Source organism: Ignavibacteriales bacterium (assembly GCA_020635255.1).
GTDB lineage: Bacteria > Bacteroidota > Ignavibacteria > Tepidaquicellales > Tepidaquicellaceae > JAEYVS01.
This window is the reverse complement of the sequence record JACKAC010000001.1, coordinates 1,593,061-1,611,777: the sequence shown is the minus strand read 5'-3', so window position 1 is coordinate 1,611,777 and position 18,717 is coordinate 1,593,061. Positions and strand designations below refer to the sequence as shown.

At 40.9% G+C, this 18,717-nt stretch carries 17 protein-coding genes and 2 tRNA genes; 4 read left to right on the top strand and 15 right to left on the bottom strand.

Annotation, left to right across the window (positions count from 1 at the left end):
* Positions 1 to 13: 13 nt before the first annotated feature.
* Positions 14 to 631 (top strand): carbonic anhydrase, encoded by a 618-nt coding sequence (locus H6614_07300; GenBank protein ID MCB9243459.1) that lies wholly within the window; start codon positions 14 to 16, stop codon positions 629 to 631.
* On the opposite strand, the gene H6614_07295 is transcribed toward H6614_07300, so the two are convergent.
* From H6614_07295 to H6614_07260, 8 genes are read right to left on the bottom strand one after another with little or no spacing between them, the layout of a single operon-like run.
* Positions 628 to 1,488 (bottom strand): NAD(+)/NADH kinase, encoded by an 861-nt coding sequence (locus H6614_07295; GenBank protein ID MCB9243458.1) that lies wholly within the window; start codon positions 1,486 to 1,488, stop codon positions 628 to 630. The two genes, H6614_07300 and H6614_07295, sit on opposite strands and share 4 nt — an antisense overlap.
* On the bottom strand, positions 1,485 to 1,838 hold the full coding sequence (locus tag H6614_07290) for a DUF1844 domain-containing protein (GenBank protein ID MCB9243457.1): 354 nt from the start codon (positions 1,836 to 1,838) through the stop codon (positions 1,485 to 1,487). The genes H6614_07295 and H6614_07290 overlap by 4 nt, the downstream gene beginning before the upstream one ends.
* Positions 1,839 to 1,840: 2 nt before the next feature.
* Positions 1,841 to 3,070, bottom strand: a complete 1,230-nt coding sequence (locus H6614_07285) for an O-antigen ligase family protein (GenBank protein MCB9243456.1) — start codon at positions 3,068 to 3,070, stop codon at positions 1,841 to 1,843.
* A gap of 5 nt (positions 3,071 to 3,075) precedes the next feature.
* Positions 3,076 to 4,890 carry an ABC transporter ATP-binding protein gene (locus H6614_07280; protein ID MCB9243455.1) on the bottom strand — a complete coding sequence of 605 codons (1,815 nt, stop codon included), beginning with the start codon at positions 4,888 to 4,890 and terminating at the stop codon, positions 3,076 to 3,078.
* The gene (locus tag H6614_07275) at positions 4,887 to 5,639 is read right to left on the bottom strand and encodes a glycosyltransferase family 2 protein (GenBank protein ID MCB9243454.1); all 753 of its coding nucleotides are present in this window, start codon (positions 5,637 to 5,639) and stop codon (positions 4,887 to 4,889) included. Before H6614_07275 ends, H6614_07280 begins: the two co-directional genes overlap by 4 nt.
* A 60-nt stretch (positions 5,640 to 5,699) precedes the next feature.
* Positions 5,700 to 6,533, bottom strand: coding sequence for a glycosyltransferase family 2 protein (locus tag H6614_07270; GenBank protein ID MCB9243453.1), 834 nt, complete (start codon positions 6,531 to 6,533; stop codon positions 5,700 to 5,702).
* 5 nt (positions 6,534 to 6,538) lie between these two features.
* On the bottom strand, positions 6,539 to 8,152 hold the full coding sequence (locus H6614_07265; protein MCB9243452.1) for a T9SS type A sorting domain-containing protein: 1,614 nt from the start codon (positions 8,150 to 8,152) through the stop codon (positions 6,539 to 6,541).
* A 45-nt stretch (positions 8,153 to 8,197) separates the two neighbouring features.
* A complete protein-coding gene (locus H6614_07260; GenBank protein ID MCB9243451.1) occupies positions 8,198 to 9,004 on the bottom strand; it encodes a glycosyltransferase in 807 nt (268 codons plus the stop codon).
* An 81-nt stretch (positions 9,005 to 9,085) separates the two neighbouring features.
* Here H6614_07260 and H6614_07255 point away from each other — a divergent pair, with 81 nt between their 5' ends.
* Positions 9,086 to 10,405, top strand: a complete 1,320-nt coding sequence (locus H6614_07255; protein MCB9243450.1) for an AAA family ATPase — start codon at positions 9,086 to 9,088, stop codon at positions 10,403 to 10,405.
* On the opposite strand, the gene H6614_07250 is transcribed toward H6614_07255, so the two are convergent.
* The 3 genes from H6614_07250 to H6614_07240 form a co-directional block, all read right to left on the bottom strand.
* Positions 10,402 to 12,057: an acyl-CoA carboxylase subunit beta gene (locus H6614_07250; GenBank protein MCB9243449.1), complete on the bottom strand. Its 1,656-nt coding sequence runs from the start codon at positions 12,055 to 12,057 to the stop codon at positions 10,402 to 10,404. The two genes, H6614_07255 and H6614_07250, sit on opposite strands and share 4 nt — an antisense overlap.
* A 20-nt stretch (positions 12,058 to 12,077) precedes the next feature.
* Complete coding sequence (gene clpX, locus H6614_07245; GenBank protein ID MCB9243448.1) at positions 12,078 to 13,364, bottom strand: ATP-dependent Clp protease ATP-binding subunit ClpX; 1,287 nt, start codon at positions 13,362 to 13,364, stop codon at positions 12,078 to 12,080.
* 52 nt (positions 13,365 to 13,416) lie between these two features.
* Positions 13,417 to 13,498: transfer RNA gene (locus tag H6614_07240), tRNA-Leu, on the bottom strand.
* Positions 13,499 to 13,677: 179 nt separating this feature from the next.
* Here H6614_07240 and H6614_07235 point away from each other — a divergent pair.
* The gene (locus tag H6614_07235; protein ID MCB9243447.1) at positions 13,678 to 14,271 is read left to right on the top strand and encodes an SAM-dependent methyltransferase; all 594 of its coding nucleotides are present in this window, start codon (positions 13,678 to 13,680) and stop codon (positions 14,269 to 14,271) included.
* 45 nt (positions 14,272 to 14,316) lie between these two features.
* On the top strand, positions 14,317 to 15,021 hold the full coding sequence (locus H6614_07230) for a hypothetical protein (protein MCB9243446.1): 705 nt from the start codon (positions 14,317 to 14,319) through the stop codon (positions 15,019 to 15,021).
* A 6-nt stretch (positions 15,022 to 15,027) separates the two neighbouring features.
* Here H6614_07230 and H6614_07225 read toward each other — a convergent pair whose 3' ends face one another.
* The 4 genes from H6614_07225 to H6614_07210 form a co-directional block, all read right to left on the bottom strand.
* Positions 15,028 to 15,654 (bottom strand): hypothetical protein, encoded by a 627-nt coding sequence (locus tag H6614_07225; GenBank protein ID MCB9243445.1) that lies wholly within the window; start codon positions 15,652 to 15,654, stop codon positions 15,028 to 15,030.
* Positions 15,655 to 15,708: 54 nt separating this feature from the next.
* Positions 15,709 to 15,798: transfer RNA gene (locus H6614_07220), tRNA-Ser, on the bottom strand.
* A gap of 212 nt (positions 15,799 to 16,010) precedes the next feature.
* Positions 16,011 to 17,378: an RIP metalloprotease RseP gene (rseP, locus tag H6614_07215; protein ID MCB9243444.1), complete on the bottom strand. Its 1,368-nt coding sequence runs from the start codon at positions 17,376 to 17,378 to the stop codon at positions 16,011 to 16,013.
* Between the two features lie 76 nt (positions 17,379 to 17,454).
* Entirely contained in the window at positions 17,455 to 18,609 is a 1,155-nt protein-coding gene (locus H6614_07210) for a 1-deoxy-D-xylulose-5-phosphate reductoisomerase (protein ID MCB9243443.1), read from the bottom strand.
* Between the last annotated feature and the right edge of the window lie 108 nt (positions 18,610 to 18,717).

Sequence of the window (18,717 nt, the reverse complement as noted above, 5' to 3'; positions counted from 1 at the left end):
GCCCTTTTTTATTATGCAATCAAAAGAATCACAGAGCTTAGTTACACCACAGGCAGCTCTCCAGATGCTGAAGGATGGCAACAAAAGATTTGTTGAAAAAAATCAGCTGGAGAGGGATTATCATTATGAAGCGGGTGAGACTTCCACTTCGCAATATCCATTTGCGGCTATTCTTGGATGCATTGATTCCAGGGTGCCGGTTGAAGTCGTATTCGACCAGGGATTTGGGGATATATTTGTAACGAGGATAGCCGGAAATATTGTAAATGATGACATAATCGGAAGCCTTGAATTTTCCTGCAAAGCTGTCGGTGCTAAGCTCATACTTATCCTCGGTCATTCAAATTGCGGCGCAATATTGGGTACAATAAATGATGTTAAGTTAGGAAAATTGACCGGGCTTTTGGATAAAATTAAACCTGCTGTTGATGCTCTCCAATCATACGAAGGTGATATATCTGCCGATAATCCTGATTATGTCCATAGAGTATGCGAAATGAATGTTTTACTAATGATACAAAAGCTCAGAAGTGAAAGCGATATTTTAAGAGAAATGGAAGAAAAAGGTGAAATATTAATAAAAGGTGCCTGGTATGATATTGCCTCAGGTGCTGTAGAGTTTCTTGATTAGTACTTCCTTAGATCCTTACCCCAGAGAAGTTTCTTATTTAAGGTCTTAAAATAGCTCGATCTCGGACGGTTTATGACCTTCATAGTATAATCTGCCTTCTCAAATGTGAACTCGACAGGAGAATTAAAATTCCTGAATTTCTGCCCATCAGCTGTCACCCGTGCTTCAATTTCCCGGTGAACCTTAACGGTTATGATACCCTTATCGGGAACAATGATTGGGCGCACATTGAGCGTATGCGGGCATACCGGAGTAATTATAAAATCACTGCTTTCCAATGAAACGATTGGTCCTCCGGCGGAGAGAGAATATCCCGTGCATCCGGTCGGCGTTGAGATTATAACTCCGTCACCAAGGAACTGTACTATTTTTTCATTATTATAGAGTATCTCGATCTCCATCATGCGGATAGAGTGGGATCTATCTACAACTATCTCATTTATGCCATGGAGTTTTTTACCATTTGGCAGTTTGCACGATAAAACAACTCTATCTTTAACTTTAAAATGTTTTTTTGTCAGCTGTTTGATGAATTTCTTCATCTCAGATGGATTGATCTCAGACATAAATCCGAGTGTACCCATATTTACTCCAAAGATAGGGATCTGCTTATTTCCGACAAGCCTAGCAGTATGGAGGAATGTACCGTCACCACCAAGAGAAATAATAACGTCTGAATTACGTACTACTTCTGAAGAAGTGAAACATCTTTTCTTAAATTCCGGCTTTGTAATTTTAGATATGAGGTCCTTATCAAGAAAAAATTCCAGTTTTTCCTTTGTCATAAATGAGAGCAGATCAAAAAGGGTGCTCTCGATGTCAGGTTTATTAATATTTCCGATTATTCCAAATCTCATTCACCTTCAGGTTTATCATCATTGGTTTGTTCTTCTGGATTGGTATCTTCTTCCGGTTTTTCCGGACTGCCGTTAGATTCGGCTTTTGAATCCTTATTCTTTTCTTCGACATAATTAAGCTTAAGGTCTGAGATAACCTGGTTAAGGAATCTGCCTTCATCGTCATTTAGATTGTTAGCCGTTTTTTCCTTTAGCATGTCGAGAATATCTATGCTCACTTGCGCCGCATTAAGGTCTCTCTCGCTTTCATCGGTAAAAGGATTTTTTAGCTTGCCTAATTGCATCATCGTCTGCATTTGGAAACTGTTAATAAGTGACAGGAATAATTGTGTACTTCTTGTGATTTCCATGTTTACGTTTTATTTTGTTTTTTTGGTGTTAATTTAAATATAATAAATGGCACGGATAAAAGGAAAAGGAATACCGTCAGTACTTCGTGGTCACCGAAGTTCCATTCAAAGATACCGGATATTTGAAACGATATAAACATAAGAATGCTTCCCAGTATCAGTGCATGGTCGCTTTCGTTGGTTATTTCCCGGTAGTATTTCAGCTGTTTAAGGAATACTGTTAGAAACAATCCTACAAATGAAACAAAACCTAATATGCCTGTTGTAGCCAGTATCATGAATATATTGCTATGCAGGTGGGAATGCTCCCACTCGGTAAGGTGGGGTTTATACATGATATAGACATCCATTATTTTATTATCGCCTACGCCGGTAAATGGATTTGCCAGAAATATCTGCCAGCCTGTCTTCCACATAGTGAGGCGCGCTGCATTACTGCCATGCTCAGGGTCGAATATGCTTGTGAATCTGGAAGTGAACTCCGGCGGTAAGACAAAAAGTAAAATAATGATCACTACCGCCCCTACTATCACAGCCTTCCAGTTTTTGATAAATCCAAAGATTGCAAGACAAACTATGAATGCGAGTAGTACGTTTCTCGATTGCGTCAGAAGCATTGAGAGCAAGATCGGTATGGATATTATTATTAGATACTTTCTATCCACAAAAAATCTTTCCTTAATAAACATAAGTGGGAATATAGTCATCAGCACCATGATCTTGATCTCTGCACTGCTGATAGGGTAGAGTAAATAATCTATACGTGTCTCAGCAAAGCCTCTTTCCGGGATCAGTGTAGGTGCTAATATAAAGTAGTTTACAAGTTCATATATTGAAACAAGCATTACCGAACAAAGTACAACAAATAATACGAAGTGTAATGCTTTTCTGTCCGGAATCTTGTATACCGTACCAAAGAAAACAAGGAACAGTAACAATCTTTTCAACCCGATCATTGCTCCTTCCGGATAGACGGCATAAATTCGCGAAAGTATCTCAGCTACGGAAAATAATAGCATGAAAAGGACAATATATTTCAGCTCCTGCCAGATGACCTTTCCATGTGGTTCTTTTCGGTATACCAGAAGCTGTATAATCCATAGACCTCCCCAGGTCCCAAATGCTATCGAGGAAGCAGCCACGGAAACACTAACAGTAATAACCTGGACTACCAGAAGCGAAACAATTATTCCGTTGAGTTTCGAATATATTTTATCGTTTGTGTCGGGCAACTTTATCAGCTGAACTGTAATTCATATAATTTTTTATAAACACCGTCCGGCGAAGCAATTAATTCATCGTGCGTACCGGACTGAACTATTATTCCATTCTCTATAACAATAATCCTATCCGCATTTTTCACCGTGGAAAGCCTGTGCGCGATAACTATAGAAGTTCTGTTCGTCATCAATGTTTCGAGAGCATTCTGTACGAGCTTTTCCGACTCCATGTCGAGGGATGATGTTGCTTCATCCAGTATCAAAATCGGAGGATTGCGTAATAGTGTCCTTGCTATCGAAATCCTCTGTTTTTGACCGCCGGAGAGTTTGATACCCCTGTCTCCAATTACTGTATCGAAACCATTTTCTGTCTGCTCGATGAAATCATAGGCATTTGCTGATCTACATACGGTTATTAATTCCTCATCGGAGATATTTTCCAATCCAAAAAGAATATTATTCCTTATTGTGTCATTGAATAGAATCGTCTCCTGCTGTACCATTCCCATCAGGTTCCTCAGTGAGGAAAGTTTTACTTCCTTCAGGTTTGTTCCATCAATAAGAATTTCGCCATTAGTCGGGTCATAGAATCTGAATATAAGATCGACCAGAGTGGATTTCCCGGCTCCGGACGGACCGACTACCGCGACAACTTCCGATTTCTTTATTTCCAGATCGATATTCTGTAATACCGGTGTACCGTCATTATAACTGAATGAAACATTATTAAGTTTTAAACTATTCTCGAACCCTTGCTTGTCAATTGCTGCCGGAGATTCGCTGATTTCTACAGGCTGATCCAGAACTCCAAAGATCCTGTCTGCTGAAGCCGAGGCTTCCTGTATCCTGTTGTTTATCGAGCCGAGATTTTTTATTGGTGTTACAAGCTGGAATATGACAAAAATGAAGCCGAGGAATTCCGCGGGGTCGAGTGTATGATCCACGAGAATCTGTCTCCCTCCGAACCAGATAATAATGATCCCCGCTGTGATTGTTAACAGCTCCGAAATGGGGGATGCCATCTCGCTTGCATATACATTCTTCATTGTAAGGTTCTTCAGCTCATTCGCTTCACCCCTGAACTCTTTATTCTTGAATGCTTCGCCCCTTAACGCGCGGATGATCTTTGCACCGTATATCGTCTCCGATATTACGGAGATAATGTCCGCAGACTTTTGCTGCATGCGCATACTCCTGCGACGAAGTGATGAACCTATTTTAGAAACAATTAAGATCGTAACAGGGAATACAAGGAATGCTATTAAAGTAAGTTCCCAGCTGATGGATAACGCGATTGCAAGAAATATCATAACCATTATCGGCTCGCGCATCAGGTTAAGGAAAGTAGATGATATTGCTATCTGTATCGCATTCACATCATTTGACATAATGGAAACAAGGTTACCCGATCTTTCGTTAGTGAAAAATCTCAGCGACAGCGCGTTTATTTTCTCGTACATTTGAATACGTATGTCGCGTACCACGCCTTTCTCTACCTGCTGGATCGTGATCGATTGCAGAAATCCGGTGAGGTTTTTCAGGAAGAAGGCGACAAATATAAGTATGCACGCTTTTCCGAGCGCACTGAGTTTACCACCTTCGAAAATGAACTGTTCTATCCACGTAAGAAATGACCTCAAAAATGAGAAAATGCCGGTGGAGTCGTTTCCTGTAGATTGTACTTCGTCGAGGAAGAGTGTTTTCATCAAAGGGATGGTCAGATATACCGCAATACCGCTTAATATAGAAAATAAAATAGATAATATTGCCGATAGTATGATAAATTTCCTGTAATTCCTTACGTATGTCAGCAGACGTCGGTAAGTTTTCATCGTTTGTCCTTATTTTGTATTTCCCATATCTTCATATATGTCAGCATAGATGTGATCATATTAAAAAACGAGACCATAAGCCCGTGTACTCCGTCGAGAAATCCTCCGCGGAAAATATACTCTCTGTAAAATCCGAAGAATGGCCGGACCATCAGCACAAAAAACCCGGCTGATTTTGTTCCTGCTTTTTCCTGAGCCGATAGGGTAGAGTATACATTAACTTTATCCATGAACTCCGATATTGAGGTAACGGTGTAATGAAGTATGTCATTTTTTAATCTGCCGGTTTCACCGTCGATAAGATATCTCTCATGGACCAGGTTGTCACTTAGTTTAACTTTATCTTTTCTGAATAGCCTTAATTTATAGTCAGGGTACCATCCGCAGTGCTTCACCCATTTTCCGAGGAAGAAGCTTTTACGCGGCATTTCGTAACCGGAATATTTCTCGCCATCGGCATTTAACCTCTCCAGCATTTCTTTCGTCAGTTCTTCCGTACATCTTTCATCGGCATCGAGTGAAAACATCCATTCATTGCTCACTTTGCCCAAAGAGAAAGTCCTCTGCTTAGCATATCCTTCCCACTTATTTTCATAGACCTTATCGGTATACTTTAAAGCTAATTCTCGCGTATTGTCAGTGCTTCCGCCGTCGATGACAACTATTTCATCAGCCCACGAGACGCTTTTGAGGCAGTCCTCAATGTTCTTTTCTTCATTTGTACATATAATAACAGCAGAAATCTTCATCTTAGTAATTATGATTCAATAATTTACTAAATGAACCCAATAATTGTAACAGAAAACGGATTAGTCATTATCGCCCCTTTTTCTAAATTTTATGAGATCTGTGTTAGTAATTGGCGGTTTTTCATAGCAATATTTCCCACTGTTTTGGTAAGCCCAGGTCTTAGCATAAAGTGCAGAACGGTAAAACGCTGAGAATAATGCCAGAATAAGCCCCTGTATACCGTCCCTGAAGCCTCCCTTGAGTATAAACATTTTTATGAATACAGGAATAGGATTTATAATGAGATTATACCATCTTACTTTTTTGCCGTTCAGTTCCTTAAGTTTATTGCTGGTATCATAGGTTGTGTAAATATTTATTCTACTTATGTAATCGTAAAGGTTCCGGTAAGTGTAATGAATGATGTTTCCTTTCAACCTGATTTTACGGGAATCTGTCGTGTATGAGCTGTGTATCTCTCTATGAATGGGATAGGACCTGTCTTTTCTGAATAACCTATACTGGTAATCTGGGTACCAACCTCCGTGAAGAATGTATTTGCCGAGGAATTTAACTTTCCTGGATATTTCATATCCCCCTATATCCTCGGGAGGATTACTTAGCTGATCCAATACTTCCTTTCGCAGTACTTCTGTTAGCTCTTCATCCGAGTCGACTACAAAGATCCAGTTATTACCGGCTAGCCTTACTCCGTACTCAAGTTGTCTTGTATATCCGTCATAATCTCTTTCAAAGAGTTTTGCATTGTATGAAAGTACTATTGCCTTAGTCTTATCTTTACTGTGGGAATCTACTACGATTATCTCATCCACCCATTTAATGCTTTCCAGACAGCGGGGTAAATTGTCCTCGCTGTTATATGTCAGCACAACAGCGGAGATCTTTTCAGGCATGGTGTTTACTTAATAATTATCATTTTCTTTACGGATTCAAATTTATTAGAAGTAAGTTTATAAAAATAAACTCCACTTGGAATGCTTTCCGGACTAAATTCAATTTCAAAGGTGCCCGCTGGAATAAACTCATTCAATAACTCTTTGATTTCTTTACCTGTTACATCGTATACCTTTAATGATGTGAAACTGCCCTTTGGAATAGAAAATTTAATTTTTGTTGAGGGATTAAATGGATTGGGATAATTTTGCTCCAACTTATAATTTTCAGGTATTTCTGAATATTGTTGAAGAATGCCTATCGAAGTCTGATAATATTTGGCAGCTAGAAGTTCTCTCCCCGAATTTGGGTAATTTTTGTAAGAAGTACCTGTTGTATAAATATTATGACCTTTAACAAAAAGATCTCCAATTTCATCGTCTTCAAATGAGGTATTAGTTATGTTTGTGATCCATACTAACGATCCCGTAGTGTCATATTTGGCGGTAACCAGACCCCTTTCATTGTCATTTATTGTCCTGCTACCATAACCGTTAATATATATATTATTATATTCATCTAATATTAAGTTTGTCGTTTTTTCCGCAACTCCATTCGTTCTACGTAAATAAAAGGTGATTTTGTCCAAGTAAAGATTACCTAATGCATCATATTTTAAAATATGGATTGGATTTTTCAAAGTGTTATGTTTTTGCTCAACAGCCAGGATACAGAGGTTATTTTGGTTATCGACTTTTATTCTTGATCCAAATGTTCCATCATTGTTAGGATCATTAACATAATCCCGGTCCCATACTAACGTGCCTGAAGGAGAATATTTATAAGCTTTCGTGAAATAATATGAATGACTACCCGAAAATCCGACACTCCATCCAGTGCAATATACATTTCCAAAATTGTCTAAGGCAACGTCAGTTCCAGACATTGCATTGTAATCAAAATTAATCCACTCCGTTGTTCCACTTGAAGTAATTTTTGTAATGAAAAAGCATAATCCACCTCCATTATTTGGAAGAGTTCCTGTTACATATAAATTATTGTTTTGATCGAAAACATAACTATTTGGGAAAATATATGAATCATATTGATTTGGGGTTCTGAAGTAATTTGTCCAGAGCTGGTTTCCATTATTGTCATATTTGATAATTGTTATGTTGCTTGGGGAATTTGTATCCTTTGTAACACTTATTGTGAAAATATGTCCTTGTGAATTAGTAGTAACAAAATATGGATAATTCCACCCTGGTAAATTTCCAGAGAATCCTCTTGACCAAATAGTATCCCCGGTAGATGTATATTTAGTTAAAGCCATCAAACTCCTTATGCTTATGGCATACAAAAAACCGTCGTTCCCTGCTGTAATACCAGAACCTATTTCCTCCGATATTTTAACCCAATTAGTTGTTCCGTTAGAAGAAAATTTTAAAGTGGGGTTATAATAATTCATACTTGATCCGTTCATATAAACGTTTCCTTGATTGTCAATGGTTGATCCACCTAGCAAACGAATCCCATAAACAGGGTAGTTGTATGTATTTATCCATTCTGTGGATATCTGTGGATATAAATTAGATATGCAAATAAGCATTACTAATAAAACGAATATAATTTTTCTCATTTCTAATAGATTTACTTGGTATATAACAACAAAATATGAATATTGTTATTTAGATAAACCATTTTTAGCAAAAAAATTTTTCTTTTCCTTCACTTCCTGGAAATATTCGAAATTCCTCTCGTCTTCCTTTGTTCTCGGATGAAAAAGATGATATTGTATTGCCTTATTCCTGACCGATTTGAACTTTACATCTATCAACCTTAACCTGAACTCTATATCCGAGTCCTCACCCAATCCCGGACCTTCATAATTTTCATCGAAGCCGTTTGTCTTTTCGAGAAGTGACTTCTGTATGGAAAAATTGCATCCAAGTATATGCTCGTCATCTTTCCCGAACACCCTCGCGCTGAACCGCAATCCCTCCTCCACGTGCTTGGAACCCTCACCTGACCCTTTCATTGAGTCGACGAAGTGCTTCAGCCCGATCTTCTGGTAATCACCGGACAAAATGCTCTCCTTAGTGATCCTTTCCGACATTTCCTTCCCCAGAGCCACCCTGCGCCCGCACAATACTGTATTATCCTCACGATTTTCTACGTGCTCCTTGATAAAATCCGAGTGGGGGACGCAGTCGCCGTCGATGAAAATCAAATAATCCGTGTTTGACTTTCTTATAGCTTCATTAAGGATACGGTTCTTACGGAATCCCTTATCTTCCTGTGTGATATGTATGATAGGATTATTTAGATAGGATTTACTTTTTCCGATTAGCTCGGAAATACCTTCATTCTCACCGTCCTCAGCAACAATTATCTCGAAATCCTTATACGATTGTTTGCTAAGTGCGTAAAATATCAATTCAAGCGCCTTAGTATTCTTATATACTGAAATTATTATGGAAGCATTGCTCATCTGACAAAATTACAAAATGGTTATTAAAGTTGTAATTGAAAAAAGCTAAATATAAGCTTAATTTTAAGAAAATAAATTACTATGGCATTTAATTTTAACAAGCTCACGCTGAAATCACAGGAAGCCATACAGAAGGCTCAGGATCTGGCTTCCGATAACTCTAACCAGCAGATAGAACCCGCGCACCTGTTTGAAGCGCTCCTCTCCGAGAAAGAGGGAATAGTCAACTCCATCCTCCTGAAGCTCGGGGTAAATAAGGATCTGCTGGAATCAAGAACGGAAGAAATTGTGAAATCCTTCCCAAAGGTATCCGGCGCAGGGGCAGGAAATATCGCTATATCACGTGAACTGGCGGACGTGCTGGAGAAATCTTCTAAGGAAGCCGCCGGGATGAATGATGAATACGTATCCGTCGAACATTTACTTCTCGGTCTTGCGGATGCGAAAAGAACGAAAGTAGGGGAGCTGTTAAACTCCAGCGGGATAACAAAGGATAACATACTAAAAATATTGAAGGAAGTCCGCGGCTCTGCAAGGGTAACCGGACAAAATCCTGAAGAAACATTCCAGTCTCTCGAAAAATACGGACGAAATCTCAACCAGCTTGCCGCGAAAGGTAAACTGGACCCCGTTATCGGACGCGACCAGGAGATAAGGAGAGTGTTGCAGGTTCTATCCAGGCGAACAAAGAATAATCCCGTGCTGATAGGTGAACCCGGTGTCGGTAAGACTGCCATCGCGGAAGGCATCGCGCACAGGATAGTGCAGGGCGACATCCCGGAAAATCTTCGTGACAGGGAAATAGTCGCACTCGATATGGCAGCACTTGTAGCCGGTGCGCAGTACAGGGGACAGTTCGAAGAGAGACTAAAGGGTGTCCTTAAAGAAGTCGAGGAGAGCAACGGCAAGATAATTCTTTTCATAGATGAATTACACACTGTCGTCGGGGCAGGCGCGGCGGAGGGGTCGATGGATGCATCTAATATGCTGAAGCCCGCTCTGGCGCGGGGCGAACTCAGATGTGTTGGCGCGACGACACTCGATGAATACAGGAAATACATTGAAAAAGATCCCGCGCTGGAAAGAAGATTCCAGCCTGTATTCGTTGGGCAGCCCGATGTCGAGGATACGATTTCCATACTTCGCGGTTTAAAAGAAAAATACGAAGTACATCACGGTGTCAGGATAACCGACGCAGCAATAGTAGCCGCAGCGCAATTATCCGACCGTTATATCGCGGATAGATTCTTACCCGATAAGGCGATAGACCTGATAGACGAATCTGCTTCCAAACTAAGAATAGAAATAGATTCCATGCCTGAAGAGATAGACCAGATAGACAGAAGAATTAAGCAATTGGAAATAGAAAAAGAAGCGCTGAAAAGGGAATTGAAACACTAAGTCTGTATCACGCCCGGATTGAATTTGGGCATGTCGGGATTGTTATTTGCTAGTTCTATTGAATAGGAAATATATTCACGTGTTTTTGCCGGGTCTATCACTTCGTCCACCCATAATCTTGATGCAGCATAAAGCACGTTCGTTTGTTCATCATACCTGTCGTGTATTTCTTTGAGGAATTTCTTCTTATCCTCTTCACTTATTTCTTTACCCTCTTTCTTTAGCTGACCCATTTTAATATCCAGCAGTACATTGCTTGCCTGCGCGCCGCCCATCACGGCAATCTGAGCATTTGGATATGCGTATATGAAACGGGGATCGTATCCTTTACCGCACATCGCGTAGTTTCCTGCTCCGTAGCTGTTCCCGGTTATGATGGTGATCTTCGGAACGACCGAGTTAGCAACCGCATTCACCATTTTAGCGCCATCCTTAATGATACCGCCGTGTTCCGAGCGTGAACCCACCATAAATCCTGTTACGTCCTGCAGAAATACCAGCGGGATCTTCCTCTGGTTAGCGTTCATTATAAAACGCGCTGCCTTATCAGCGCTGTCGGAGTATATTACACCGCCGAATTGCATCTCGCCTTTACTGCTTTTGATAACCTCTCTTTGATTTGCCACGATAGCAACTGCCCATCCGTCTATTCTCGCGTAACCCGTAATAATAGTCTTTCCATAGCCCGGTTTATATTCATCGAAATCACCGTCATCAACAATTCTTGCGATTAGGTCGTATGTGTCGTATGGCTTAGAGGTGCTTTCAGGCAGTATTCCGTAAATTTCTTTTTGTTTATGTTTAGGGAGTTTGCTCTCTATCCTGTCGAATCCTGCCTTTTCCGTTTCACCGAACTTTTCTACGAGGCTTCTTATTTTGGCAATACACTCTTCGTCGTTCTTCATTTTCTCATCGGTAATGCCCGAGATCTCTGTCGTTACGGTTGCGCCTCCGAGTGATTCGTTATCTATTTTTTCACCTATTGCCGCCTTTACCAGGTGTGAGCCCGCCAGGAAGATGCTTCCCGTCTTGTCTACTATCAGCGCCTCGTCACTCATGATGGGAAGATAAGCGCCGCCTGCTACACAGGGACCCATTATTGCCGCTATCTGGGGGATTCCCATAGAACTCATTACCGCGTTGTTCCTGAATATTCTTCCGAAATGCTCCTTGTCAGGGAATATCTCATCCTGCATTGGAAGAAATACACCTGCCGAATCTACGAGATAGATTATCGGAAGCTTATTCTCCATAGATATCTCCTGCGCGCGGAGATTCTTCTTGCATGTGATAGGGAACCATGCGCCAGCTTTCACAGTGGCATCATTTGCTACTATGACGCAATTACGTCCGTGTATCTTTCCGATACCAAAGACCGTTCCGGATGACGGAGCTCCGCCGTATTCTTCATACATACCGTAACCGGCATACAGACCCAGCTCCATGAAAAACGATCCTTCGTCTATAAGCAGGTTAATTCTTTCCCTGCAGTGAAGCTTGCCTTTTGAATGGAGTTTCTCGATGGCTTTTTCACCGCCTCCGAGTTTGAGCTTGTCGCCAATGGCTTTTGTTTTGCGCAGTAAGTTTTTGTGAAAATCTTCACGCGCAAGAAATTCATTGTCTTTCTTGATATCGGATTCTATGGCACTCATATGTTTGGGAGGTCACGCTGTTATTGCGCGAATACCTTCTTATTGGAATTGATATATATTGGCTCTTTCTGTTCGGTAATTACTTCCTTAGTAATTATACAATCCGTTACATTGGTCTTCGACGGTATCTTGTACATAATATCCATCATTATATTTTCGAGTATGGATCTCAATGCTCTTGCGCCCGTACCTCTTTTGATAGCCAGTTGTGCGACTTCCTCAAGGGCGTCATCCTGGAATTCCAGCTCGACACCTTCCATTCGGAGAAGTTTCTGATATTGTTTGATAATGGCGTTCTTCGGCTCTGAGAGTATGGATAGCAATGCCGCTTTATCGAGGGATTTCAACGTTGTCGTGACAGGAAGCCTTCCAACGAATTCCGGTATGAGACCGAACTTGATCAGATCGTCCGGCTCGACCAATTCCATTATCTCATCGTTCTTTTTATCGTGCTTCGAAATAACGTTCGCGCCGAAACCGACGGAACTCTTATCCATTCTGTGCTCGATGGTCTTTTCCAGTCCTTCAAATGCGCCGCCGCAGATGAATAGGATGTTCTTTGTGTTAATGTTGATCAATGGCTGTTCAGGGTGCTTCCTTCCGCCCCGCGGTGGTACGCCTGCTACTGTACCTTCGAGCAGTTTCAGCAATGCCTGCTGAACACCCTCGCCCGATACGTCTCGTGTAATGGAAACACTGTCGCTCTTTCTCGCTATTTTATCTATTTCGTCCAGATATATTATACCTCGTTCTGCTTTGTGCAGGTCATAGTTAGCATTCTGCAAAAGGCTTACCAGTATTGACTCTACGTCATCACCTACATAACCGGCTTCTGTTATGGTCGTAGCGTCTGCAATCGCAAAAGGAACGTTTAATAACTTTGCTAGTGTCTGTGCGAGATATGTCTTACCTGTCCCGGTAGGTCCGATGAGCAGGATGTTGCTCTTTTCTATTTCGACGTCGTCGAGAGCGTTTACTTCGAGTGAGTCTATCCTTTTGTAGTGGTTATACACTGCGACGGAAAGAGATTTCTTTGCCCTTTCCTGTCCTATTACGTATTCATCGAGGAATTTCTTGATACCGATTGGTGTGAGGTTGGATTTTATCTTACTAACCGATCTGCTCTGACTTGATATCGAGTTCTGTTTTATGATCTGCATTGCATTACCTACACATATCTCGCAGATATAAACATCTCTGCCTCTTGGGTCTGTGGGACCCTTGATCATGTTTGTAACCTTGTCAGCACTTCTTCCGCAAAAGGAACATCTTGGTTTTGTGGAGCCGGGTTTGTCTTTGCCTGCCATTTGCCAGAGTTTGAGTTAGCAAAATTGTTTAACTGATCATCGTAAAACCTCGTGCGTGATGAGGGAGTCGAACCCCCACGGGTTGCCCCGCTAGATCCTAAGTCTAGTGCGTCTGCCAGTTCCGCCAATCACGCAAAACTTAAATACAAAAATAACCAAAAGTATTTCTAATTACAATATTCATTTATAACTTAAAGGCTTTTTCTTATAGATTGGTTTATTGGGTAACTGTTTTTTAATGATAAATTAATGGTTTATTTAATCTAAAGAAAATTGCGTATATTAATTTTACAATATTTTATCCAATATACATATGTTTAGGCTGAATAAGAATTATTGGGACGAAAAGTACAAACAGGGAGAGCTCAAATGGGATATTGGTTACGTTGCAACTCCTCTTCGTGAATACTTCGATCAATTAAATAACAAAGAAATTTTCATTCTCATTCCGGGAGCGGGAAATGCCTATGAAGCGGAGTATCTTCACAGCAGAGGCTTTCTGAATACTTACGTTCTGGATTGGTCTAAGTCTGCTGTCAAAAGTTTTCTTTCGCGTTACCCTGATTTTCCTGAAGAGAACATACTAATCGATGATTTCTTTGAACATAACGGCAAATACGACCTTATCGTCGAACAAACGTTCTTTTGCGCAATAGAGCCGATACTTCGTCCCGAATATGCACGCAAAGTTTACGATCTCCTAAATGAGAATGGAAGGCTCGTTGGAGTACTGTTTAACGTTGAGCTTAATACTGACCGTCCTCCTTATGGCGGATTCAAATCCGAGTATATTAAGTACTTCTCACCTTACTTCGACATCAATGTTTTTGACACCGCGTTTAATTCCATCGAGCCCAGAAAGGGCAGGGAATTATTCATGAATCTCACCAAAAAACACGCAATCTAGGGAACAAAATCTCCCATTCCGGAGTATAATGGGAAATTTTCCATTATGAAACCTTCCAATACCATAAAGCTATTGCTTCTGCTTGGTGTGCTCGCAATATCCGGCTGTTCTGGAGTGAATGAGTTTGCCAGATACGATATTAGAAATTCCAGGATACTCTTCAAATCATCTGCTATGCATTCCGCCTCGAATGTAAGAGTGAATATTACAAAACCCGACATAGTATCGGATAATAATCCGGTCGAAATCATTTTGACTGAAGTCGGCGAGAACATCTTCTCCTCGAATGTGCAGGAGAAAATTAACAGGGCTTACCAGCCGGATACCGTTTCATCTAAACTTTCCGACGGATTAAAAACCGGTCTTGGAGATTATTTTAGTTTCACTCCCGTATCCGCGCAGTCAGATAATCCCGACTACTTGTTTGACACACGTTTGGAAAAGTTCGAGCTAGGCTCGGGAAGCTACGGCATCTACGCGAACATTTCTGCTGAAGTGCTCATCGTGGACCGTAAAAGCGCTAAGACCGTCTGGAAAAATACCGAACGCGTCAGCACTCCGCTTAAGGAAGCATATTACTCATATTATCCGGATAAAAGGGTAAGAACCGCTACCAGCATTATTAATGCCGTCCGGCTGATGAACATGACCGAGAAAGAGATACGCGATGCGATAAATTTTACTGCGGAGGAGCTTGCTTATGAACTCACCGATGTCCTGCGAAACGACATTGCATATTCAAAAGAATAAAGAGTTCTATTTATTAAGTTTGTCTATAACTTTACGGATCCTCTTGATTTTACTTTCCTTCTCGATCTCAACAAGCCGGACTGTCAAGATCTTTATCATCATTTTTTTATCATTACCTGTGACTGCCGTCATAGCTCTTTCTGCATACATTGGAAGCTGATTGATTGCGGCTGTCTCTAATTGCTTGAAGAGCAAGGGTATCGTTCGGTTTGCATAAGATTTATCGGAAGATAATTTTATCAGGATATTAACATAATGATCTTTTGAAATGACCGAACCTTCGTTTGCTGCCTTCTGAATTTTTTCGATATTCTTATATATCGATTTAGAACTCACAGAAGCAATACAGTCCAGAGCTGTCAATGCGCCCCAAATAAGACGGTTATTTTTACTGTCGAGCAGATCCAGAAAATTATTCTCATAACCTGCAATTAGAGAAGGATCGCTTTCGCCGATCTCGTAGAGCACCTTAATGCAATCACTTTGAATACCTTTATTTTTATTCTCAAGGTTTTCTGCAAGCTCCTTTATTGCTTTCTTATCCTTGCTCTTTAGGATTTTTTTTGCTAATTCCTGGTTCGGAACTTCATCCCTTCTATTTAATGAAGTAGATAATTTATCTAGAATGCTCATGGATAGATTTTTTTTTCTAATGAAAAAGCCCCATCATTGAATGAGGCTAAAGAGCGGAAGGGGAGGGATTCGAACCCTCGATAGAGATTTACTCCCTATGACGGTTTAGCAAACCGTTGGTTTCAGCCACTCACCCACCCTTCCGGGATATACAAGCTGAATTAAAGTAAACTCATTTAGAACGCTAAACCGTCTGGCGGTTTAGTCCCCGCTAAAGCGGGATTGGTTTTGCCGAAGGCATCCCTTCGGGACAGCTACTCAAAGGATGATCTTTTCACCCTTCCGTGGAATTACGGCTGAATTACAAATATAAACTTTCTTAGAGCGCTATTCAAGATAAGAGCAATTGTCTTATCCTATAGCGATATAATATCATTATAAATAACGAATAACATCAATAGCAGTAACAGCGCAAAGCCCACATTCTGAAGCACTATCTGCACCTTGAAAGGTACCGGCTTCCTCACTATTCCCTCATAGCATAACAGCATAAAATGTCCTCCGTCCAGCGCCGGGAATGGAAGTATATTGATTATAGCCAGCGACATCGATAACAGTGCTATGAAACTAATGAATGTAAAGAATCCGCCCTCAGCAGATTGTGCCGAAACCTGCGCGATCTTTATCGGACCGCCTATCGCTTTATTGAATGGAATATCACCCTTGAATATCTTCGCCATGGAGCCAAAGAAGACCTCTATACCGTAATAATACATATCGCCTGCCGCTTTTGGTACTGCGCTGAAAACATTGTAACTAATCTCCTGTACCGGACCGGTATATTCTCCGGCTATACCGATACCTATCGTCGAATCTCCCGATGGCGTGATCTTTCCCGACATTTCTTTTCCGTCACGTGTCCATGCTATCTCTACTTCCGTGTTTGCGTTACTTCTTATCAGGTCGATCAGTTGTTGCTGGTTATCTATAGGAACTCCCGCAAAAGAAGTTATCACGTCCTTAGATTCAAGTCCTACTATACCGGCTGGTTTATCCGACTCGACCAGGGTTATTACCGGAAGCATCTTCTCCGGGTACAAACCAAACCCATCCTGAGTAAGATCACCCGTTGCATCCTTTGGGACGGTAATTATCTTTTCTTCACCGTTTCGTTTTACGACGAACGTAAGCGGCTCACCTAGATTATCTATCTTGATGCTTTGGATAATATTGTCCCAGTATTGTATCGGTTTATTATTGATCGTGAGTATCTCGTCACCGGCTTTTAGTCCCGATGCTTCGGCAGGTGAACCCATCTTTACGTAACCCACTGTGGTTGTATCGACGTAGCTCTTTCCTTTTGCGAGATTGATTGCGTAGAATATTGCGAATGCAAGCAGGATGTTCATAATGACTCCCGCTGTTATAACGACCATTCGTCTCCAGACAGGCTTTGATCTGTATTCCCATGGTTTCGGTTCGGTATTGATAAACTCCTTATCCATGCTTTCATCCACCATACCGGCTACTTTTACATATCCGCCGATAGGGAAGACACATATCCTGTAATCTGTATTACCTTCGAGGTCCAGATCATCCTTTAGCTTACCAAATGAAAACCCTGTCTTCTTATTAAATCCTAATATCCTTGGACCCATTCCCAACGCGAATACGTCTGCGCGCATTCCCATTGCTCTTGCCGCAAGGAAGTGTCCCAATTCGTGTATAAATACAAGAATTCCAATTACAATTATGAAATAAAATAGCGTGTTTATAAACTCCATCTGTATTCTCTATCCTTTGTTAAGTGGCGTTTTAAATCGATTATACGCCAGTGAAGATAAATAGTTTTATGTAAAATTAATACATACTAATACTTTCCCGCGTTTGACGGTCTATATCTATAATATCTTCCAGCGTAAAATTGTTCCTGTTTTCATGTGAATCCAGGCATTTATTAATTATCGCCGGAATGTCCAAAAATCCTATTTTTTCCTTAATAAACAGATCGACTGCCACCTCATTTGCGGCGTTCAGCACTGCCGGATATGTACCGCCCTTTTTCAGTACCTCGAACGCCAGCTTTAGACACTCGAATTTCTCATAATCAGGCTCTTCAAAAGTAAGTGTATTATACTTGCTGAAATCCAGCCTCGTAAAGTCGGACTTTACTCTCTCAGGGTATGTAATGGCATATTGTATCGGTATCTTCATATCGGGAATACCCATCTGTGCCTTAATGGACCCGTCCGTGAATTCTACCATCGAATGTATAATTGACTGGGGATGTACGACCACTTCTATTTTCTCGTGCGATATGTTGAATAGCCAGTGCGCTTCTATTACTTCCAATCCCTTGTTCATTAGCGTAGCCGAATCGATCGTGATCTTTGCTCCCATATTCCAGTTAGGATGATTCAGTGCTTCCTTTACGGAAGTCTTTCGCATTTCCTCTATGGATTTTGTTCTGAACGGACCGCCCGACGCAGTCAGAATGATCTTTTCCACCGAAGCCGTATCTTCTCCTACTATACATTGGAGTATAGCTGAATGCTCGCTGTCTATGGGAATTAGTGTCGTGTCATTTTCTTTGAGAAGTTTGTTTATCATCTCACCTGCTACTACAAGCGTTTCCTTGTTTGCCAGCGCAATGGTCTTCCCGGTCTTTATGGCTTCGATCGTCGGCTTTAATCCTGCGAACCCTACTAGTGAACTTATCAAAAGATCATAATCATACCTGGATGTTATATCACATAGACCTTCCTCACCTGTAATTATCTCGAGGTCGGGGAATGAATATTTATCTTTGAACTCCTTTGCTTTTACCGCATCGAGGATTACTATTCCCTTCGGCGAAAATTCTTTCACCTGTTCTGCGAGTTTATCTGTTTGGGAGTTGGTTGTGAGGTAGGTTACTTCTATATCGTAACCGAATTTCTTTAAGCTCCGGATCACGTTCAGAGCATTACTGCCGATCGATCCGGTTGATCCAAGAATACAGACCTTTTTTGTGATATTGTCCAAATAAGATGTTTAAAAAATAAAAACTCAATTCCGATTAAGGAACTGAGTTTTTAAATATAAACTTATTTATTTTAAAATTTGAGGCTAAATAAGGCGGAT